Here is a 20,933-nt window from a genome sequence, read left to right as displayed (position 1 = left end):
ATTACCGATTACCGGTGAATTAAGAAAAAGCCGAATAACAAAAAACGATACATACTATGACCTTCCGTGCGAATTATCTCATTGAATATCGATTTCAGGGATCCTCCAAACACGATATTCGCAGAATGATTCTTCGTCTTACAAATAAGTTCCACTTACATTATGCCCAACCGAAAAGACCGGTCCCCCATATCACTCTTGTTGGAGGATTTACAACAAGTGATGAAAAAAAACTCGTGAAAGATTTTGCTTCCCACTGTGCTGCCACCCCGCTATGCAGGTTCACTGTGAACGGGTTTGGCTATTTTCACGATCCGCGTGTTGTCTTCATCGATATCAACCCCAGTGACAAGTTGAAGCAATTCCGTTGGAGTTTGGCACAGCGCCTTAAACGATACTGCAATTTAAAAAGTTACGACTATCAAGAGGAGTTTGCATTCCATGCTACTCTTGCGTTACGTTTAGGAGTGTCTGATTTTATCAAAGTCAGAAGATATATCGACAACCAACCCAAGCCAAAATACGAGCACTACATGATTCGGGCTACCCTCCTGAAAAATGGGAAAATACTTTGTGAATATGACTTTCTACAGCGGCGATTGCTGAATCGAAGTGAAGCACTTGACGGGTGGTTGCTATCACGTACGTTTCAACTTCTCGATGATTTCTTTAAGGGAAATTACGATCCGAATGCGAAATTAAAACCTCAAGATCGTATACCTGAACAGAGAATCAATGTCCAAAAAGAGGAGAGACAGAATATAGTTCAGACCATTTTTAGTTTTATTAGATCAACGTTAGGAAAACCATAGAGCCTGTTGCCATCACCAATAAGATCCTCAAAATCCATCTCCCTTCCTCAGTTTAACCAAAACCCCGCCTCCGTGCTTCAGAACAACAATCCTCCCCATGATCTCTTCCCTCAGCCCCTCAGCAAGTCGCTCCGCCTGCCACTCCCACTCCCGGGCGACATTCACCACGGCGTTCGCCGGGTCCGCCGCCGCGACGGCCTTCAAAGCATAGTACGCACCCCCGTAGGCGTGCTGGGGAACGTGCGCGGTCGCCACCGCCTGGCCCGCGGCCCGGGCGGCATACTGAGCCGCGCTTCCCTCTTCTGCGTCACGGGCGGCCGCATGGGCGGCGAGAGAAGCCCCGCGGATCTCGGTCATCCTGAATACGCCCGTCAGGACCCACGTCCGGCACACTTCGATGGCGCTCCGCGGCCGGTCGTCCCCGGGATAGGCCCTCTCGAAGAGCGGGAGCACCCGTTCGGCGCAGTCCGCGGCCCAGGTCGCCATCGTTATCTGGTCCTCTCTGCTGTACTTCTTCACGAGCAGGTAGTATGAGCCTCCAGTATTTTGAGATACCACAGGGAAGGCTACGTCAACCTATGTTGACATAGCACCGACACCCCTCTTCTAAGTCAACGCGAGTTGACTTACACGGACCTGCCCTCACGTACGAGCGCCGCTACGCAGAACAGGCAGGCCCTCCTACAGGGCACCCGATCCCCCACGACTGCAGTCGCAGAGGGATTGAATTATGGTGCATGAACGTTTCACCAGGCACCATCGCCTGTTCAGCGTATCGACGATCATCTTCGGGCGGGCCCGGCGGGCACCGGAAGAAGCCGGATAACACCGCCCCGCGGTCAGGGATCTGCGGGTGAACGGCCTCACGACGATGCTCCCCGGCAAACCTTGAATCACCGGCACATCCAATCAATAACCAGCACAAGAACAGGAGAGGGCATGAGCAAGACAATCATTACCGTCGTCGGAAAGGATGCAGTGGGAATTATCGCGAAGATCTGCACATATCTTGCCGAAAACCGGGTCAACGTCGAGGATATCTCGCAGACGATCGTACAGGACTACTTCAATATGATGATGATCGTCGATACCAGCGGATCGCCAAAACCGTATGCCGAGATGGTGACCGAACTTGACGAACTCGGCGATGTGATCGGTGTCAAGATCCGGTGCCAGCGGGAGGACATTTTTACGAAAATGCATCGCATCTGAGGGGTTGTATGATCACGATCTTCGAGGTAAACGAGACGAACAAGATGATCGAGCAGGAGAAACTCGATGTGCGAACCATCACGCTCGGGATCAGCCTTCTTGACTGCTGCGACTCCGATCTCGATACCTTAAACCGGAATATCTACGACAAAATCACCCGGCTGGCAAAGGATCTCGTCTCGACCGGGAGAGAGATTGAACTCGAGTACGGGATCCCGATTGTCAACAAGAGAATATCCGTAACCCCCATCGCACTTGTCGGCGGGCAGGCCTGCAGGTCCCCGGAGGATTTTGTAGAGGTTGCAAAGACGCTTGATCGGGCTGCACGAGATACGGGGGTCAACTTCCTCGGGGGATACTCGGCCATCGTCTCAAAGGGAATGACCCCGACCGATGAAGATCTTATCCGCTCAATCCCGGCGGCTCTCGCCACGACCGAGAGGGTCTGCAGCTCGGTAAACGTCGGCTCGACGAAGACCGGGATCAACATGGATGCCGTAAAACTGATGGGAGAGATTGTACGGGAGACTGCCGAGGCGACGAAGGAGCATAACTCTCTTGGCTGTGCGAAACTGGTCGTCCTCTGCAACGCCCCCGACGACAACCCGTTCATGGCCGGGGCGTTTCACGGTGTCTCCGAGGCTGATGCAGTTATTAACGTGGGCGTAAGCGGCCCGGGCGTCATCAAGCATGCACTCGAGGGTGTCAGGGGAGAGAATTTCGAGGTTCTTTGCGAGACGGTCAAGAGAACAGCCTTCAAGGTCACCCGCGCAGGGCAGCTCGTCGCCCAGGAGGCGTCGGAGAGACTCGGGATTCCGTTCGGGATCGTGGATCTCTCTCTTGCCCCCACACCCTCCGTCGGGGACAGCGTCGCCGGGATCCTCGAGGAGATGGGGCTCGAGTCGGCCGGTGCACCGGGGACAACGGCCGCTCTTGCTCTCTTAAACGACCAGGTGAAGAAAGGAGGAATTATGGCGAGTTCCTTTGTCGGCGGACTTTCGGGTGCATTCATCCCGGTCAGCGAGGACCAGGGGATGATCGATGCGGTGAACCGCGGTGCCCTCACTATCGAAAAACTCGAGGCGATGACCTGCGTATGCTCGGTCGGCCTCGATATGATCGCGATTCCGGGCGACACACCCGCCTCGACAATATCCGGTATCATCGCGGATGAGGCCGCAATCGGGATGATCAACCAGAAGACGACCGCTGTTCGGCTGATCCCGGTGATAGGAAAGGATGTCGGCGACACCGTCGAGTTCGGCGGGCTGTTAGGCCATGCACCGGTCCAGCAGATAAATAGGTTCGGCTGCGCTGACTTCATAAACCGCGGCGGGCGGATTCCCGCACCGATTCATAGTTTCAAGAACTGATTGCCGGGATATTCGGCCCCTTTTTTCTCTGACGCCGGCGACACGGCGACGCTCTCCACCAGCCTTGGACCGACGGCACGCCCCGCCTTATCATCGACCATGTCGGAACCTGCCAACCTCGAACCCACAGCAACGCTGGTGATGCTCTGTGCAGCGCTCGCACGGGTCCCCCGGCATACCGGCAACGTCAACGTCCTCCTGCATACCCTCAGATATTTTAGTGACCGAATCTCAGATGAGGAGAGAGCGTATTGCATCAGATTGATTGAGCGCTACAGACACGGCCACGCCACGCTGAGCGAACCCCACAACCCGCTTCGCTCGTGGGTGATCCGGTTCCTGGAACCATACCGGATGAACCAATCGTTCTTCGCTCCGTAACCCGCCGAACTCGTAGATCTGCCGGGAGAGATCACCGATCGCGGAAGGGATGTCTGGAATACCAGGGAGGACTCGCCAACGTAATCGCATCCCTGCTCCCGGCAGGAAGCCGCACTCACTGTCTCCCGGGCATCTCTAGCCGCCCAGCACAACCGTTATCACCGCGATTATGATCCCGATGGACGATGACCCAAACCCGTACAGCACTTTCGAGAAGAAATTCCTATCAAGCGTCCTCATGTAGCCGATACCAAAGAGCAGGAAGATCCCTGCAAGGTTCGAGACAATCAGGGCCTGCCCGACATCACCTATGATAAAGAACGGCAAGACGACGAACACACCGGCCCCCGCGGAGAGGAGGAAGGTGCCGAGGATGATCGTCGCCGCCTCACGGGGAGACATCTTCTTCCGGCCCTCCACGCCAGACAGGAACTGCGAGAGCCTCTCGTAGAACTGGAGCCGGTCACCCTCGGGTATATTCCGGAGGACCGTATCGTCCAGCTGATCTCCTATAAGGGAGAGGGCTGAACCCCTCCGCTCGCCGGATCGCGAATACTCGATGATGCGGTTCTCCTGCCGGATGATGTAGCTCCGCTCCCAGATGTAAAACATCCCGTCTGCAATACCCCAGGCGATGCAACAGAAGAGGGCTGCAACTACGACTCTCCCGACGATAAGCCCGGATATCTCCGGATACCCCCGCAGCACGCTGGTGAACGTCATGGCGATGATCACGCCGTACATGACCTCAGCACCCGTCCAGTACCTCCCAATATAATCTGCGAGGGGCATACGCTGTCCTTTGCACGACAGAATACCATCATCCGATATGAACATACTCCCAGGGCCGCATGGAGCATTGCAGTCCCGTATCCCGGACAGCCATGGGCATCACCCCTGGTTCCAGGCGCTGCCGCGGGCGAGCGCTTATGCTATTCCGGGGTGAGAGGAACAGTTATGCATCGGATCATCGACTGGAACGAGCTCTGGAAAGCGATCCACGCGAGCTCACCCGAACACGCCGCAAGGGACCGCGATCCCGCCGCTGTCTGGGACAAACGCGCCGCCGCCTACCGGCGGGCCACCCGCGGCGAGAAGGGGGCGACGGAGCAGGAACTCGCAGTCCTGGACCTTCGGCCGGAGGATACCGTGCTCGACGTGGGCGCCGGGACGGGGAGGCTTGCCGTGCCGATTGCCCGCATCGTTGCTCACGTGACGGCCCTCGACCCCTCAGGGGGCATGCTCTCCATCCTCCGTGAGCAGATGGCCGCCGCAGGGCTGACCAACTACTCCACGGTTACGATGCGCTGGGAGGATGCCATCATCGGTCAGGATATCGAGCCGCACGACGTCGTCATCGCGGCGTTCTCGCTCGGCTTCTACGACCTCACCGCCGCCCTGGAGAAACTCGACGCCGCCGCGCTCCGGGCGGTCTACCTCTTCTGGCACGCGGGCGAGTGGCGGGGCCCCGGCGAGATGGCGCTGTACCGGGCGGTCCTCGGGGAAGAAGCGGCCATGCGGAAGGGGTACCCGGACTACATCTATCCAGTTAATATCCTCCATGACGCCGGGATCTACCCGAACGTCAGGATTTACCACGCAGGCAAGGACACGGTCTACGAATCAGTCGAAGAGGCCGCCCGGACCTGGGCGGCAAGGCACAGCCCCGACCAGGAGGACCTCACGCCCATCCGGGAGTACTTCGACCGGGTGCTCTCCCGGAACGAGTCCGGGAAGTACGTCGAGACGACGGTAAGGCCGAGCGCCGCGGTCTGGTGGGTAAAGGGTGAACAGATGACCGGCCGATAGCTATCAGCGCCGGAGAGCGCTCCACCGTCCACAGTCTTTGCGCCTCCAGGGCATTTCGCAGCCCTGACACTGGACAGGCTCATGAAACGGCAGACCGGCCCTCCCGGAGGGGCTCACGTTCCCGGACTCTTTATATACCCCCAGACGAATCTCTCACAGAGATGCAGAACTATCCCCATGTCGACCTGAACGCCATCGCATGGGCGGCGATGGATCACTACGGCTTTATCCCGGAGTTCCCGCCGCCCGTCGTCCAGGAAATCGGCGCTCTTGCCGCGAAAGTCATCCGGGACGCCCCAGGCGACCCCCGCGACCTCCGGTCGCTCCTCTGGTCATCGATCGATAACCACGATTCACGGGACCTCGATCAGATCGAAGTCTGTGAAGAAGGGTCGAACGGAGAGATCCTGGTCAGGGTTGCGATCGCCGACGTCGACCTCTGCGTTCCTAAGGGATCAGAGACAGACCGGCACGCCTGCCATAACGGAACCTCGGTCTACACCGGTGTCGAGACCTTTCCGATGCTCCCCGACCGCCTTTCTGCGGGCCTCACCTCGCTCCTCCCCGGAGAGGACCGCATGGCGATCGTCATCGAGTACACCGTCCTCCTGGACGGGAGCACCAGGCCCGGCGATATCTACCGGGCGATCGTCAGGAACCAGGCAAAACTCGTCTACGAGGAGGTCGGCGACTGGCTGGAAGGAACCGGCCCTGTCCCACGGACGGTCAGGGAGACGTCCGGCCTCGCGGAGCAGGTCCTCCTTCAGGACGAGGCTGCCATGCGCATGAAGAAGCGCCGGACCGAGCAGGGAGCGCTCGCCCTCGAGACCATCGAAGCAGAGCCGGTCATGACGGACGGACGGGTCGGCGGTCTCGTCATCCAGCAGCAGAACCGTGCGCGATGCCTGATCGAGGAGTTCATGGTCGCAGCGAACGGCACTGTGACGGCGTTCTTGAGCGACGCCGGTCTCCCCATGATCCACCGGGTCGTCCGCACACCAAAGAACTGGGATGGGATCGCGAGGGAGGCGGCGGACCGTGGTGAGGCGCTGCCAGCCGAGCCGGACGCGGTGGCGCTCACACAGTTCCTCATCCGGCAGAAGGCGGCCGACCCCGACCGCTTCCCCGACCTCTCCCTGACCGTGGTGAAACTGATGGGAGCAGGTGAGTACGTGGCGTTCCGGCCGGGTGACGAGCCGGTTGGCCACTTCGCCCTCGCCGTCACCGACTACACCCACGGCACCGCCCCGAACCGGCGCTACGTCGACCTCATCATCCAGCGATTGATTAAATCGGTCATCGACGGAGAGCGCTACCCTCCCTATGCCCCCTCCGAACTCGATGACCTCGCCCTCCGGATGACCGACCGGGAGAAGGCGTCCCAGAAGGTCGAGCGATTCGTCAGGAAGGCTGCGGCCGCGGTCCTGCTCCGGGACAGGATAGGCGACTCGTTTGAGGCGTTTGTCACCGGTGCCTCAGAGAAGGGGACGTACGTCAGGCTGATCGACCCGCCGGCCGAAGGAAGGGTCGTGCAGGGCGAGCAGGGACTGCGGGTCGGCCAGAGAGTGCGTGTCCGGCTGATGGCGACCGACCCGTACAGGGGCTTCATCGACTTCGAGCATACCGGATGAGGGAGGAGAGCCCTCCCGGTGACCTGGCCGGAGCCAGGCGGTGACTATTCACGGGGTGTACCGTCTCCAGCCAATTGAAGCCCGGAACTCCTCTTGGTTCACGGTGAAATAGCGTCAAAGACCGTTAAGATCTTGAAAGAAAGAGGGGGGGCTATGTGCTCATCCCGGGCTTTCAGCCCCTAGAAATTTCTGCTCTGCCCCCTTCACCCCTGCAGGTGAATCCGTTCAGAGAAGCCCCAGGACACCGATGATGATCGCAATGACACCGATGATCGTCTGAAAGCCGCCGAGCCACGTACCGAACTTCTCGAGGTACGCACCGAGAGCCGGGATCACGTGGAACGCACCGGTCAGGAGGATGACCCCGACCAGGAAGGCAACTATACCCTGCAGTGAGAAGATCCCCAGCAGTCCGAGGATCATCATGATGATCCCTATGATGACCTGGAAACCGCCCAGGAATTTGCCTGCCTTCTCAAGGAAGCCACCGAGAACGGGCAGGGCCCCTATAATTCCTGCACACAATACCAGTCCACCGATTATATTCATTATTGCGGTTATTGCCACAATTCTACCTCCGCTGTACCTTTTTACACCGTTTGTTATAAATAGCCTTCTTTTAAAAAAATCAATTTTAGTAGCATTCGGTGTTAATTTGACAGATATTAACGCGCCTTTCCTTAACCGGAGTTGCCTGCTTGGCCTTCGGAAGACGACACCATATGAGACACCTGCCCCTCGCACCGAGAGCATCCTGGGGCTTTTTCAGCCCGCAATGCGGGCAAGGAATGAACCCGGTCAGAGAACATCCCGGTGACAGACACCCCATATCAGGACACAACCGCGATCTGTTTCCGGGGAGGAGGGATCGCCAGAACCTCTGCGTTGAGGGAGAGAGCCCTTAAACCACGGGGACGATTGCCCATAGAGAGTCCTGCCGGACCGGGAAGGTCCCTGACGCGAATTCGCAAAAAAAGAAGGGGCCTATTGATCCCTATCCAGATGGACATCCACCTGTGGGAAGGGAATCTCAACCTCGTTCTCACGGAATGCCCGGAGGATGTCGCGGGTCAGGTCCCCCCGGACCCGCCAGTAGTTTGACGTCTCCGTCCACGCCCGCAGGGAGAGGTTCACTGAAGAGTCAGCCAGTTCGCTGACGACGACCGCTGGTTTTGGCGACGGGAGTACCGCTTCGTGGGCTGCCATCAGGTCGGTGGCGACCCTGATTGCCAGGTCAAGGTCACTATCATAGGCGATCCCGACCTTGACCTCGACACGACGGGTATCCATGCGGCTGGAATTGATCACCGGGCTTCCCCAGACGAGGGAGTTTGGGATGGTGATGTAAGTGTTGTCGGCCTTCACGAGCTCGGTCGCCATGATGCCGACCGAGGTGACCGTCCCGGAGATGCCCTTGATCTCGACGAACTCGCCCTTATCGATGGGACGGAGAGCCGCCACCCAGACCCCGGCGGCGAGGTTGGTGATAGTGTCCTGGAGGCCGAAGCCGAGGATGAGCCCTATCACCGCCGAGAGCCCGAGCACCACAGAGGAGACATCGACCCCGAGCGTCGCGAGGACAACGAGGATAAGGATCACGTAGAGCAGGACCGAGAGGAAGCGGACAAGAAACTCGATGACCAGTTCGGGCAGGTGCGACACCCGGGAGAGTGCCTTTGTGAAAGCAGAGATGAGCACCCTCACAACGATCCACCCAACCACGACGACGATCACGGCGAGAATGACCTTTTCAAGTGTAATCTCAGAGAGCGGAATGGTGGTAGTGTTAAGAATATCTACGAGTTCCATGCACTAAAAGGTGGCACGGGAGGTCAGATAATACTGCACCCCCGGATAGGGAAATGGAGGAGAAGTGCCGGCATAGCCGTGTCCGCACCGCCGCCGCAGGGTCTGACCGGAGAACGGCAGGGTCTCCGCAACGCCGGGGCACACCGGGCAGGTGTTGTGGTCATGGCGAACCTGTACTTCGAAAGAGAGCACCGGCATAATCCTGCCGCGGGGTGCCGTCGCCCCGACTATCGCAAGCCTGGCGGCTGAATGTGCTGGGCCGCCCGGTTCAGTAGCCGAGCTGCTCCCGGACCAGGACCAGGGTTATCCTCCCCTCAATAACCTCTTCGGCGAGGATCACGTACTTCCCGATTGCACTGGGGGTGCCGTAGACGCGCCGGGCACGCTGATCCTCAAGAGGCAGGGCGTACTCCCGGCACCGCCGGAGCGCATCATCGAGGGTCGGCACGACCTTGTTTGCCCCCGAGACGAGGATGAGGTGGGCCGCGGCGTGAGGCCATGCCCCCGTCCTGCTCCCGGTTTTGTCGCACCCGACGACCTCGCCTGACTCAGCAATCGCCTGAACCCCTGAAAGGAAGTAGTCGGCGGCCACGCTTTTGCGGCGGAGGGCGTGCCGCTTCTTCTCATCGTTCTCGGCCGTAACGATCGCGTGATAATCCCGCCAGCCCTTCGGGTTCTCTTCGAGCACCCGGTCAAACCCGATCTCGACCAGGGTCGTCGAGGTGCCGTTCATGACCTCGGCCCCTTCTGGAATCAGGTCCATGACGGCCTGGAGCGCATCCCCTGCCGTCTCTGCAAGGATTACTCGCATGTTCCGTGCCTCGATTGCTGCAACCGTCTTTCTGATCGTTGCGTCGTCCGGGATCCGGCTCCATTGCCTCGCGTCCACCCCGGCATCAGCCATCAGGTTGACTGCACTGTGCCTGGTAACATGCACCATCTGCTGGGTAACATCTGCCATCCGATCACCCCGGGCACGAGGGATGCACCCCTACATATACCTCTCCATGGTCCGGGCCTGCCGCGGAGAACCATGCAGGTTGTTGCGGCCCACACGAGGACCTTTCGGCCTGGAAGGTGCTCGATACCCCCTCCTGTATGCTAAGAGACATTCCGGGGTGGTTTTTTGTCCCAGATCGAGAGGCGGGATCCCTTCGGGATGGAGAACATCCGGGCGCTCAGGGACACCGCACGCGACGGAGGAGGGGGTCATCGTCTTCGTCTGGCTGAACCCGGATCACGAAAACCGCGAAGAGTTGAAGATTGGCTACGCCCTTCCCGTGGACGACACCTGGTGGGTCGGGGGTCTACTTGAGCGAGATTGCTGGGTCAGACGCTTCTCTGCCCTCTCCGATCCTCTCAAAATTCTGGGAAAACCTGCACATCTCCCCGACGCACTTCCATATCCGCACGAGTCACCGGGAACCGGTGGATGCCGTACTGCTTCCCCACATCAGGGAGATGAGTTCCAGATATCCCAGATATTCTTCCAGCCATCCGCTGTATGCTTCCACACGACAACGAACTTAATCTTCTGCTCAGCAGGCGTTCCACCCGGGGGACGGACCCTGAGAATACCCGTTCCCCTCTCGTGCAGATAATCGCCGCTCCCGGAGAGTTCGATCGTGGTTAATTCTACCTCCTTCACGCCTGACGCCATGACCGTCCTCCAGAACTCCTCGATCGATTCTCTCCCCTGGATCATGGGAGCATCCGGCGGGAAGACTACGGCGTCTCCGGCAAAGACGGATGCCGTTATTGAGGCATCGCCCTTCAGGAATCCTTCAGAGAATCTCCTGTTATTCGCATCGATGGCCTTTCTCACTTCGTCAGTAACCATGTCCTACCCTCGGTAAATCGTTCTCCTCTCAAACGCAAAATGCGGACCGATAGACCAGAACCCGGTCTCCTGCCGGCCCGCTCGCGAGAAAAGATCAGGGGGCGGGTGCAGCCTCCGGGGCCACTTTCTCAGCCTCCACCGGCCCACTGTCCCAGATGAGTGCGTTTGCCATCTCGGTCATGATCACCCTTGAGCCGGGCGGGACCCGGATCGCGTCACCCACATCCTCAGGGGCCCCCGCCCAGACGACCTGGTGCCTGAACTCCCCGCCGGGCAGCAGCACCACGACGCTGTAGGCGTTCATCTCCTCTCCAGGGGCACTCTCCTCCTCGCCGGGGGTGATCCGGTAGCACGTAAACGTGACCGGTCCCGGTTCTCCTGCCATTCTCTCTTCTGCTCCGCCTTTCATATACATTCCTCCACCACCCGGACAGGTGGGACCGCCGCGGTTCTGCACGACCTCTCGCTATCTGTTGAGGCCGCCTCCTCTCCCAGACCGGAACCCCACCTCACTCCGGAGAGCCACCTCCTCTGGATCGCCTCCTAATAATACCTTGCCCATGCCGCCCTCTCCGTCCGGGAGACTGTCACGCGCTGCCGGTGCCGGGTGTCAGGAGTGGACCATTTCACCCTATTTTGCGGGTATGGGGCGGATCGTCAGCCACAGGCGGGGAGAGGCTACACGGGCGTCAAGGCTTCGCGAACTTCCGCGTGAGGATACGGGACGCCTGAAATGTTAACCGCAATCATCCAGGAGAAGGACCCCCGGGGATCGGCCATCAAAAAAGTATTCCGCAGGAGCCCGGACAGACCGGGCTCTCACGCCACATGGAGGAACTGCTCGACCAGTTCCCGGATCGCTTCGTTGTTGCCGTAGAGTTTCTCGCTCAGGTCCCGGTCGTTGAAGGCCTTCAGGGTAAAGACCCTGCTGTCGATCATACCTGCCGGGAAAATCCGGTTCTCCTCGAAGATCGCCCGTTTTGCTTCGAGCGCCTCGGCAGACTCGACACAGGAGGCGGGGAGCCGGTCGAACTCTGCAAGACGCTCCTTAAACTCGGGCCGGAAGATGTTCCCGCTGACGTAGAGCCGCTCGGCAGCCTCGAGCGCACCAGGCATGGTGATCCCGTGCAGCGCCGCCACGATGAGCCCGGCGACGGTCAGGTAGAGATCGGCCGAACCGTCGGCGACCCGGTACTCGAACGTCTGCTTCGACGACCGTTCCTCCCGGCAGCGGTCCTCACAGGGATTGGCATCAAGGGTCATGCCGTCGACGCCGATCCAGCCGAGGGGCACGCGGACCACGACCGAGCGGTTGCGGTCGCCCCAGCAGATCGTCGTCGGCGCCTCCTGGTGGGGGACAAGGCGGAGATAAGAGGTCGGGATGCTGTTCCCAAAGGCTGTCAGGGCGTCGGCGGCATCAAGAATACCAGCGATCATCTTCCGGGCGAGCGGGCTTAACCTACCGTCCTCGACCACAAGGTTCCGGCCATCCTTCTCGACGAGCATGTGAAAGTGCATGCCGCTCCCTGCCTTCCCGACGGTGATCTTCGGGGCAAAACTAATCTCGACACCGTACCGGCTGCCAAGCATCCGCAGGATCCATTTGGCGATGACCAGCTGCTCGACCGCCTGCTCGACCGGCATCGGCAGGAACTCGATCTCGTGCTGCTCGTAGTAGGTGTCGCCGTTGCAGAAGCACCCGACCTCCGAATGGCCGTATTTGACCCTGCCGCCGGCCCGGACGATCAACCGCATCGCCTCGTCCCGCAGATCCGCGAACTTGACGAAGGGGTCGGCCGAATGGTAGCCTTTCTGGTCGCGGCTGGGATAGAGATCCTCCCGTGGACTGATGACGTAATACTCAAGTTCGCCAAGGGTCTTGAAGGTGCACCCGGTCCGGCGGGTGAACTCCTCGTCTGCCTTGCGGAGCACGTACTCAGGCGAACTCTCGAGCGGCTTTCCGTCACTGTCGTAGAAGGAGCAGAGGAACTCAAGCGTCGGCACCTCGGCGAAGGGGTTCATGAAAGCCGTCCGGTAGCGCGGGATCACATAAAGGTCGCTGCTTCCGGCCTCAATAAACGAGAAAAGGTTGCTGCCATCGACGCGTTCTCCATCCGAGAGGATGGTGTCGAGGTGCTCCTTTGAGGAGATGACGAAGTTGAGAGTCTTGAGTTTGCCGTCCCCGGCAGCGTAGCGGAAGTTGACCATCTCCACCCTGTTCTCCTCGCAGAACCTGATAATATCCTCCTTTGTAAACTCTGCTGGCCCCTTTTTGAGAAAACGGACCAGATCACTGGGGTTCATCAGGATCTCAGAATCTCTCATAATTTTCTAACGTTAGTTTCGACCGTATAAAAGCGTACTCTCATATGATCAACGACCCGGGTTTTTCAGCGGTTGAGAGGAGGCCCCGCCCTCACCCGGAGCGATAGCCGGCCTCAACCACCGGACCCGGAGGTATGGGCAGCCTCAGGAGCGCATCCAATCCGTGCTCTGATCCCTTGCCCGCGGGCCCCTTTGAGGAGGCTCAGGCACCCCCAGAAGGATGCGGTTCCCACCTGATGCAGGCACGGTGCACCCGGTGCCTGAGCACCAGCCCGTCGTCTTCCTCGATGAGGCAGGCGGCAAGATACTCCCTGAGGGTATCCTCCTGACCCGGGGTCTCGACGAGGAGCCGCCCCCTGAGCGCATCCACCCCGGCATCAAGGTCGGGGACGCTGAGCCTGTGCTCATACGAGGAGACCGAGACGTCAGGGTAGATACCCATCTGGTAGAGGAGGTTGAAGATGACGTCAGCCTTCGGCCCCGGCAGGTACGCCACCCCGTGGAGGGCCGGCCAGGTATCGAGCATGACCTGCTCCCAGTAGGGCAGCCCGGCGAAATGGAAGACGGCGACGGTCCCCGAGCAGACAGCGTTCATCTTCTCTATCGCCGCCCTCAGGTCAGGCATTCCGAGCGAGAATGACGCAAAGACGACGTCATAGGGCGGGTCGAGGTCGCGTTCCGGGTTGGTCTCCTCCCAGTGCCTGCCTACGATCGTGATGTTCTCGATCCCGGCTTCCCTGACGACCTGCTCCATGACTTCACGCATCGCCCGCGCCGGTTCGACCGCCGTGACCGCCGCCGCCCGACGCGAGAGCGGGACCGCGATCGCACCGGCGCCGGCCCCAATATCGAGGATGCGGGCTTCCGGGGTGACCGGAAGAGAGGAGGTTACCCAGGCGACGCGTTCACAGTCGTCCCCGGTGGAAGAGGCGGCACGGCTCCTGGCTCTCTTGCTGTCGTTCCAGAAATCAGAGCATCCTTTGTTTCGTTTCAGGGCGGTACTTGTCTCCATCCTGGAGCGCCAGACTTCATTCCAGTCCAGCTTCGCATCCACGCTTGAGGCGGTCATCTATTCTTTGATGGGATGGGAGTTAACAAAAATGTGGTTATAATCCGTTTTTGTAAACCAAATAACCTCAAGAGATCTCGCATCAGGAGGAGAGCGGCAGTGTCCCGGGAGACGACTGATTCCGGGAAAAATCCTTCTCCGAGGTCCCATGCGGCTGTTACCCGGCAGGCGGGGCCTTCGGGATGATGGCACCACCATCGTCGTCCCGGAGCCCGGCCTTTGCAGCCAGCACCGAGAGGCCGAGCTGAGCGTTCCTCGTTGCGTAGTCAAACGATACCTGGTCAATGGTGTCTTCAGGAGTATGAGCGGGACCGTGCTCCTCTGAGTGAGTCGTCACCGCTGGAAATCCCCGTGCCTGGAAGGATATATGGTCTGAGGCGCAGGTATGATGGTTCTCGGTCAGGGTGAAGTTCGTGGCGTAGAGGGTGTTGTGGTCCGCCATGAGCGCTGCGATATCCGCCGATCGCTCGTCGTAAACGATATCAAGGACCAAACGGTTCTCCGGGTCGTAGCAGGCCGAGTCGTAGTTGAGGTAGAGGACGGGCGGGACTGACACATTGGCTACGTAGTCGGTGCTGCCGTAGCGTCCACCCTCTTCTGCGTTCCAGAGCGCGAACTGCACCGTCCGGTTAAACGAGTGCCCGCTCATCACCCGGGCGAGTTCCAGGACGATCGCGACGCCGCACCCGTTATCGGTGGCCCCGGGTGCCCGGACCGGGTCGGAAGACGTGCTGTCATAGTGTGCCCCCACCATCACGACCCCGCCGGAGGCGTCGGGGCTCCCCGGGAGCGTGGCGATGATGTTGTTGAGCTCACCTCCCTGGAACTCTACCTCAAGCCCCGGTATATCGGCAAGCCTCGCATAGAGGTACTCTCCCGCCGCCCGGTTGCCGTCAGACCCGAACGCCCGTGTCGGGATCTCCTGCAGGGTGAATGTCGTGTGCTGGAGTTCAGACTCATTGATCTCGGCGATAATCTCCGCGATGGCGGGGTCATACGCAGGCGTGCCGGTGGCGCCCGCCGGAGCTGCCATGAGGAGGACCGCCATGCCGGCGATCAGCAGGGCGCAGCACAACGTTCTCCGGAATCCGGTGTATCGGTGATGCACGGGATCGCATTTCATGAAGGATCGCACAAAGAATGCCGATTCGCAACCGGGTGATATATACTTTCGCCCGGGCGACGGGGGGCACCAGACCGGGAGAGAAGAACCATCCTGGAGGATCTTCCGGGAAAGGAGGCAGTATCTCTGCCGCCGCAGGCAGCCCCTCCGGGGCCAGGTATATACCTCATGACAGAGATTGGTGTGTATACCCGGGATCCGGGAAGAACCATCACAAGGAGCATACATGTCGTTGCAACCATCAGCAGGCGACGAGCCGACCCTCATGCGGTGGATGCGGCTCGAGATCGGCAGGATCAACGACGGGGTTGTTGCGGAGCGAAAACGCCTCTCCCATCTCCTGAGAGAAGAACACCCATCGTCCGTCACGAAAGGCGGGAGCGAGTACAACTTCGACCGGGGCACCCTTCTTGGGCTGGAGCAGGGCCTCCCCCGGGAACTGCAGGGACGGCTCCGGCTCCCGATCCTCTTCTACTTCGACTCAACAGTCCCGGATAGTTTCTTCCTCGCTGATGAGGCTGCCCTTCAGGCCCTCCAGCACCTGGAAGAGATCAGTCCTCTCCGGAGGATGCAGGGCGGGAGGCTCTGGATTGCAAAGCCCATCGTGTACGCCATCATGAACCGGTACCCGACGGCCATGCAGGTCATGCTGGGATAGGCGGGCCGGGGTGCACCGGAAAAGAGATGAGGCCCGATCCGGGGCTCCCGCTCCCCCCAGTCTCCGGCAGGGGATCCACCGGCCAGGTCCCCGACTGGTGGACGACGACGTCGTAGGCAGCCGGTGAGATGCTCGCGGACCGGTAGCCTACGTTCCGGATTTCATCATCCGGTGAGGCTATGGGGGAGGGTTGATCCAGTGGTCCGACAACGATGCAGGCAATAAATCCGGCGATGACAAGCATCTGGATGGCGACGGTCAATGCTGCAGCCATTCTCTGCTGGTAGATCTTGATCACCTCGCATGCCGGATAGCGGGGATCCTATTTAAAATTTGTTATTTTTTATACTATGTGGTGCTATATAGTATTACTGATATCAGATATCTTTAGCGGGTTCCCGGCGAGCCTGCGTCTGGTGCCCCGAGATCGCATGCCCGTGATTTTACGGTGCCCGGATCGACATTCCCGTTAACCGGAGCGGCCGGAACGCTTTCCGGGGTCAGTCTCTCTCCCGAAAGCCCGCCCAATCCGTTCAAGCACCGGCAGGGTGACCTCATCCATCTGCAGGTCAAAGTAGTCCACCCACTCCGCGACGACCGCGAGCTGCTCCTGAAGACCGTCGATGGTCTGCCGGAGCCAGTCGGTCTCTTCCCTCCTCTCTTCCCGTTCCCGCTCTATCTCAGCGGTCAGGTGCGCGATCCGGCGTTCCTGTCGGGCCAGTGTCTCCTGCATCACCCGGATGTCGATCACCACCTCGGGCGGGAGCTGGAGACCGGTCTGGTCGACCTCAGCCGCCGGTTCCTCAGGTGCGGCCGGGACGCCGCCGGAACGAACCTCCAGGGCGATCTCTTCAGGCGTGAAACCCTTGCCGGAGAGGTCGATAAGTTTCCTGACGATCAGGACCGCGTTCTCGGGGAAGATCTTGACCGGGCCGATGGTCCGGTAGGTGAAGAGGCTGTCGTAGGTCTGGATAAGTGCCCGGAGATCTCGCTCGGAGATCCCGATGAGTTGCGCGATATCGCCGATCTTGAGTTCTCTCCTGGTTATGCTACCACCCTCCGCGCCCGCCCTTCCGTGAGCGGGAGCCCCACAGTACTTCTTTGTTGCCATCAGGTATAGGTACGTGCCGATCACGGGTTTTTTCTCACCCCCCTTCCCAGTATCTGGTATCATGAACCGGGGAGAGGAGAACCGGGTTCCGGCAGGCACGACCGTTGTGCGGAAGGCGGTACGGTCTGCCCGGCTCCAGGTGCGGCCGGATGGGACCCTGCGGGTGGTCGCTCCCCCGTCATTCGACGTCGGGGGGTTCCTGCAGCGCAACGTGGTCTGGATCGAGGAGCAACGCGAGAGGTTCGACCGGCTGGCAGCCGGAGGGCGCGGGAGGGAGGACCAGCTCCTCCTGCACGGGCGGTTCTACCGCATGGTCCCCGGTGTGCGGTTTGCGGTCGACGAGGTTTCCAGGGACGTCACCTCTCCATCCGTCTCCGCCCTCAAAAGGAACCTCACCCGGATGCTGAAGGAGGAGGTCACCGACCGCCTGAAGGCCTACCCTGACCTTACGGAGAAGGGGCCGGGGCGTATTGCAATAAAACTCCAGAGAACCAGGTGGGGGAGCTGCTCTACGCTCGGCAACCTCAACATCAACCTGCGCGTCGTAGCCCTCCCCGACGCCCTGCGGGAGTATATCGTTGTCCACGAGGCGGCCCACCTCCGGGAGCAGAACCACTCGGCACGTTTCTGGCGACTGGTCGACAACCACTACCCCGACCACAGGGCTGCGGAGGCCGAACTGCGGCGTTACTGGGTCATCCTCGAGCGGAATTTGGTCTGGGGTTCGCTCCAGGGCACAGAGTGAAGCGGGGTGCTCCGGAGGGCGATACTCGTGCCCCGTTCCGGAAGAACGCCGCAAGTCCAGGACCTGCGGTCTTCTCCTGCTAGGGACTACAGACCATAGCACTGCACACCCAGGGGAGCGGGGGGCTATCCGGTGGAAAGCCCGTGTCCTGGAGCGGCCCCTAGAGACGACCTTCTAGGGGGGGCAGGTGGAATGTAGGTTATCCCCGGAACCCCGTTTTCCCCGGACTTGTTCCCATACAGTGGACCGTGGTGGGTATCGCCCCTGGGGGTGGGGCTGACGGGGAGGGGGGCCGGGCCCCCTCCCCTGTCTCACGCAAGGCGGTACCCGCACATCCCCGCCCCACCCCACCCATCCCCTGAGGGGGCGGAGGCAGTGCTCGGGCGTATACCAGGGGAGATCTGTGCCTGGAAATGCGATAAACAGAACCCCGTTTTAATCTAACTGCGATTTTCATGCGAAACACCTCTCCGGGAGGAGCGCCGAGAGATGGTCTGCAGAGAGTTTGGAGACTGCCTCAGGAGTATCTCCGCCAGAACATCGAGAGCTTCCGTGATTCAGCCCACCGCTCATCAAGCTGGTCGATGATCGCGTTGATCCGCTGCGTCTGCTGCCGGATCTTCTCTGTCGCCCCGGGATCATCCATCAGTTCGGCATACCCCGTGATCGCCTGGAGCGGGTTCCTGATATGGTCGGCAAGCAGGGCGAACTGCTCCATGTTCCGCTCAATCTGGGCGTACGCCTTTGATTTCAGGTCTTCAACCTCCTTCTGGGCGGTGATATCACGGACGACGGTGATGACCCGGGTGACCTCGCCGCGCTCGAAGATCGGGATCCGTATCTCCCGGAGGGTTATGATCCGGTCGCCAACCTTGAAGGACCGCTCTGATGTCAACGACCGCCCGGTCCGTACGACCCGTTCGTACTGTTGCCTTGTAGTGGGCGAGAGGAACGGCAGGACGGAAAAGAGGTTCTTCCCGGCGACGTTCGTCTCCAGCCCGAGTTCTTCGCACCAGGCGACGAAGGCGTCATTCGCAAGGAGGATGGTGAGCCCGGTATCGACGACAGTGACGGCGTCGGTGATGGCATCAAGGACGATCTGGTAGAGGTTCTCTGACTCCCGGAAGACATACTCTGACTGCTTGCGCTCAAGCGCACCGGCGATGATATGGACGGCCGCATCCAGGAGCGCGACATCCTCGTCCGCGAACCGACCGTCGGTGTCCCGGTCAACCCCGACAAACCCGACGACTCTCGTCTCCAGCCGGAGCGGGACCATCAGTGTCGCGGTAATGCCGCGCCGCTTCAGGAACTCGCGCTCCCGCCCGGGCATCCGCCGATCCCGGGGTTTCCCATCCACAAGTACGGTCTCACCCTCCAGGATCCGCACGGCCCACCAGGGGAGATCGCTCGTGAGAAACTTCTGAAACTCCCCACGACCGGGCTTCTGCCCGGGCATGCACCACTCGTGCGTTGTCCCGAGCAGCGTCCTGGGATCGTTGAAGAGGGAGAGAGAGGTCCTGCATGCCCCGCACGCGCGGCCAAGGTCCTCGAGCGAATCATCGATTGCCATATCGATCCGCGCGGGATCCATGAAACGTGCGGGCATTGCAGCGATAGCCCGCTCGAGGTCGCGGCGGTGACCGGATGCATTCTCCGCCGTTCGCTGCATGGTGACGTCGAGACAGGAGAGGAGGAGCCAGGTATCAGCGGTCTTGGGATCACGGACGGTGCTGACCGAGATCCGGGCATCAAAGAGCGACGAGTCTTTCCGCTGGGCAACTACCGTCCCGCCCCACCGTCTAGTGGAGAGGGCACAGCCCATGCAGTCCGGCCCATCCCTCCGGGAGAGCCAGAGGAGGTCTGCAGGCTTTCCAACCAGTTCCTGGCGGTCATAGCCCCAGGTGGCAAGCAGCGCCCTGTTTGCAAAGGCAATACGTCCCTGCTGGTCGACGATGCAGATCCCGGAGAGTGAGGCCTCGATCACCTGCTCAAGCATCGCGGAAGTAACGCCTGAACTGTCAAACAACATCCCGGCGGCGGCAGTATCCTCTCCGCCCCGGCGGTCCCGAGGCCGTAGAGGTTCAACGGCCGGGGGGGTGTTTATCATTTGTGGTTCCATACCCTGATCGTCCCGGGACGGCAGACCCGGACTGCCGCCCCTCGCTGCTCCGGATGGGGCAGATGCTGCCGCGTCCCGGATCCTGGTCCGGAAGGAGCCGGACCGGATGGTTGATTAATCCATGGAGGTGTATAATATCCTTTCTATTCGGGTTGCAGCACCCCCGGCCCGCGCGAAACCACAGGCGAGCTGTCAGGCGTCTGTCTCCCGCATCTGCGAGTAGCCCCGGTACATCACCAGGAGTGCGGTGCCTATCACCAGGAAGACAGCAAGCGAGACCCAGGGTCCGGCCTCTGCCGGGATGAGATTCGTGATATAATCGATGCCGAGAGCGATGGCAAAACTCCCAATAACCCCACCGATAGTGATGCAGGAGAGCACCTCTGTCTTCGTCATCCCAAGCATCCTCCCGACGATTGAGCCGACGATGCTCCCCGACCCGTCAAAGGGGATGCTTACGAAGATGATGAGACCAAGAAAATAGAACCGCTCAAGCCACGGCCGCCGGTCCAGGTAGGTCCTGCCCGCCGCCATGAAGCGCTGGATCCACGGGCCGACGTAAGGGATGCGCAGGACCAGCGGAAAGTTCCAGGCCATGAAGAGCCCGCCGGCAAAATCCAGGAACGCCAGGGTGAACGCGATCAGCCACCAGGGGATGCCCAGGAGAATACCGGCCGGGATGATCGTCTCCCGGCCAAGCGGCGGGACGACGTAGGCGACCATCATGCAGAAGAGCAGGAGCCACTGCTCTGTCGGGAGAATGAGACCCGCTCCGACGAATACGACTCCGCAGAGCAGGAACGGGACCGAGACCTTCAGCCAGCCCGGCCGGTCATCGGACCCCCCATCGCTCCTGACGCCGACCCGCTGCATGACTGCCGTCCCGGCCCGGGGTCACTCCCCCTCTCCGGCG

At 60.4% G+C, this 20,933-nt stretch carries 22 protein-coding genes; 8 read left to right on the top strand and 14 right to left on the bottom strand.

Annotation, left to right across the window (positions count from 1 at the left end):
* Positions 1-56: 56 nt before the first annotated feature.
* Positions 57-812 (top strand): 2'-5' RNA ligase family protein, encoded by a 756-nt coding sequence (locus BP858_RS03785; RefSeq protein ID WP_074175890.1) that lies wholly within the window; start codon positions 57-59, stop codon positions 810-812.
* Positions 813-839: 27 nt separating this feature from the next.
* Here the strand turns inward: BP858_RS03785 and BP858_RS03780 are convergent, their stop codons facing one another.
* Positions 840-1,331, bottom strand: coding sequence for a putative immunity protein (locus BP858_RS03780; RefSeq protein ID WP_286878885.1), 492 nt, complete (start codon positions 1,329-1,331; stop codon positions 840-842).
* A 420-nt stretch (positions 1,332-1,751) separates the two neighbouring features.
* Here BP858_RS03780 and BP858_RS03775 point away from each other — a divergent pair, with 420 nt between their 5' ends.
* The 3 genes from BP858_RS03775 to BP858_RS03765 all read left to right on the top strand — a co-directional run bounded on the left by BP858_RS03775 (position 1,752) and on the right by BP858_RS03765 (position 3,778).
* Positions 1,752-2,024, top strand: coding sequence for an ACT domain-containing protein (locus tag BP858_RS03775; protein ID WP_214166450.1), 273 nt, complete (start codon positions 1,752-1,754; stop codon positions 2,022-2,024).
* Between the two features lie 8 nt (positions 2,025-2,032).
* Positions 2,033-3,397: a PFL family protein gene (locus BP858_RS03770; RefSeq protein WP_286878884.1), complete on the top strand. Its 1,365-nt coding sequence runs from the start codon at positions 2,033-2,035 to the stop codon at positions 3,395-3,397.
* Between the two features lie 99 nt (positions 3,398-3,496).
* Positions 3,497-3,778 (top strand): DUF1722 domain-containing protein, encoded by a 282-nt coding sequence (locus BP858_RS03765; protein WP_062265901.1) that lies wholly within the window; start codon positions 3,497-3,499, stop codon positions 3,776-3,778.
* Between the two features lie 135 nt (positions 3,779-3,913).
* Here BP858_RS03765 and BP858_RS03760 read toward each other — a convergent pair whose 3' ends face one another.
* Positions 3,914-4,570 carry a hypothetical protein gene (locus BP858_RS03760; protein WP_074175893.1) on the bottom strand — a complete coding sequence of 219 codons (657 nt, stop codon included), beginning with the start codon at positions 4,568-4,570 and terminating at the stop codon, positions 3,914-3,916.
* Between the two features lie 165 nt (positions 4,571-4,735).
* On the opposite strand from BP858_RS03760, the gene BP858_RS03755 reads away from it, so the two are divergent.
* Both BP858_RS03755 and BP858_RS03750 read left to right on the top strand, forming a co-directional pair.
* Positions 4,736-5,587, top strand: coding sequence for a class I SAM-dependent methyltransferase (locus tag BP858_RS03755; RefSeq protein WP_074175894.1), 852 nt, complete (start codon positions 4,736-4,738; stop codon positions 5,585-5,587).
* 161 nt (positions 5,588-5,748) lie between these two features.
* The gene (locus BP858_RS03750; protein WP_286878883.1) at positions 5,749-7,218 is read left to right on the top strand and encodes an RNB domain-containing ribonuclease; all 1,470 of its coding nucleotides are present in this window, start codon (positions 5,749-5,751) and stop codon (positions 7,216-7,218) included.
* Positions 7,219-7,443: 225 nt separating this feature from the next.
* Here BP858_RS03750 and BP858_RS03745 read toward each other — a convergent pair whose 3' ends face one another.
* From BP858_RS03745 to BP858_RS03710, 8 genes are all read right to left on the bottom strand, one after another.
* Entirely contained in the window at positions 7,444-7,971 is a 528-nt protein-coding gene (locus BP858_RS03745) for a hypothetical protein (protein ID WP_286878882.1), read from the bottom strand.
* Between the two features lie 231 nt (positions 7,972-8,202).
* Entirely contained in the window at positions 8,203-9,027 is an 825-nt protein-coding gene (locus tag BP858_RS03740; RefSeq protein WP_286878881.1) for a mechanosensitive ion channel family protein, read from the bottom strand.
* Between the two features lie 268 nt (positions 9,028-9,295).
* Entirely contained in the window at positions 9,296-9,988 is a 693-nt protein-coding gene (locus tag BP858_RS03735) for a lactate utilization protein (protein ID WP_082864956.1), read from the bottom strand.
* Positions 9,989-10,480: 492 nt separating this feature from the next.
* Positions 10,481-10,867 carry a YybH family protein gene (locus BP858_RS03730; RefSeq protein ID WP_074175898.1) on the bottom strand — a complete coding sequence of 129 codons (387 nt, stop codon included), beginning with the start codon at positions 10,865-10,867 and terminating at the stop codon, positions 10,481-10,483.
* 94 nt (positions 10,868-10,961) lie between these two features.
* Positions 10,962-11,276, bottom strand: coding sequence for a hypothetical protein (locus BP858_RS03725; RefSeq protein WP_074176181.1), 315 nt, complete (start codon positions 11,274-11,276; stop codon positions 10,962-10,964).
* A gap of 410 nt (positions 11,277-11,686) precedes the next feature.
* Positions 11,687-13,192, bottom strand: coding sequence for a glutamine synthetase family protein (locus BP858_RS03720; protein WP_286878880.1), 1,506 nt, complete (start codon positions 13,190-13,192; stop codon positions 11,687-11,689).
* A 202-nt stretch (positions 13,193-13,394) separates the two neighbouring features.
* Complete coding sequence (locus BP858_RS03715) at positions 13,395-14,261, bottom strand: class I SAM-dependent methyltransferase (protein WP_286878879.1); 867 nt, start codon at positions 14,259-14,261, stop codon at positions 13,395-13,397.
* 157 nt (positions 14,262-14,418) lie between these two features.
* Entirely contained in the window at positions 14,419-15,336 is a 918-nt protein-coding gene (locus tag BP858_RS03710; RefSeq protein ID WP_286878878.1) for a M28 family metallopeptidase, read from the bottom strand.
* A gap of 274 nt (positions 15,337-15,610) precedes the next feature.
* On the opposite strand from BP858_RS03710, the gene BP858_RS03705 reads away from it, so the two are divergent.
* Positions 15,611-16,042, top strand: a complete 432-nt coding sequence (locus tag BP858_RS03705) for a DUF61 family protein (RefSeq protein ID WP_074175901.1) — start codon at positions 15,611-15,613, stop codon at positions 16,040-16,042.
* Here the strand turns inward: BP858_RS03705 and BP858_RS03700 are convergent.
* Entirely contained in the window at positions 16,029-16,340 is a 312-nt protein-coding gene (locus BP858_RS03700; RefSeq protein WP_074175902.1) for a hypothetical protein, read from the bottom strand. The genes BP858_RS03705 and BP858_RS03700 overlap by 14 nt on opposite strands.
* 171 nt (positions 16,341-16,511) lie before the next feature.
* Complete coding sequence (locus tag BP858_RS03695) at positions 16,512-17,153, bottom strand: hypothetical protein (protein ID WP_074176183.1); 642 nt, start codon at positions 17,151-17,153, stop codon at positions 16,512-16,514.
* A gap of 61 nt (positions 17,154-17,214) precedes the next feature.
* Here BP858_RS03695 and BP858_RS03690 point away from each other — a divergent pair, with 61 nt between their 5' ends.
* Positions 17,215-17,898, top strand: a complete 684-nt coding sequence (locus BP858_RS03690; RefSeq protein ID WP_286878876.1) for a M48 family metallopeptidase — start codon at positions 17,215-17,217, stop codon at positions 17,896-17,898.
* Positions 17,899-18,415: 517 nt separating this feature from the next.
* Here the strand turns inward: BP858_RS03690 and BP858_RS03685 are convergent.
* The gene (locus BP858_RS03685) at positions 18,416-19,897 is read right to left on the bottom strand and encodes a PAS domain S-box protein (protein ID WP_286878875.1); all 1,482 of its coding nucleotides are present in this window, start codon (positions 19,895-19,897) and stop codon (positions 18,416-18,418) included.
* Between the two features lie 315 nt (positions 19,898-20,212).
* A complete protein-coding gene (locus BP858_RS03680; protein WP_286878874.1) occupies positions 20,213-20,893 on the bottom strand; it encodes a small multi-drug export protein in 681 nt (226 codons plus the stop codon).
* Between the last annotated feature and the right edge of the window lie 40 nt (positions 20,894-20,933).

This window comes from Methanoculleus sp. UBA413 (assembly GCF_002502935.1).
In the GTDB taxonomy this organism is placed as follows: domain Archaea; phylum Halobacteriota; class Methanomicrobia; order Methanomicrobiales; family Methanoculleaceae; genus Methanoculleus; species Methanoculleus bourgensis.
This window is presented reverse-complemented; position numbering and strand designations above follow the sequence as displayed.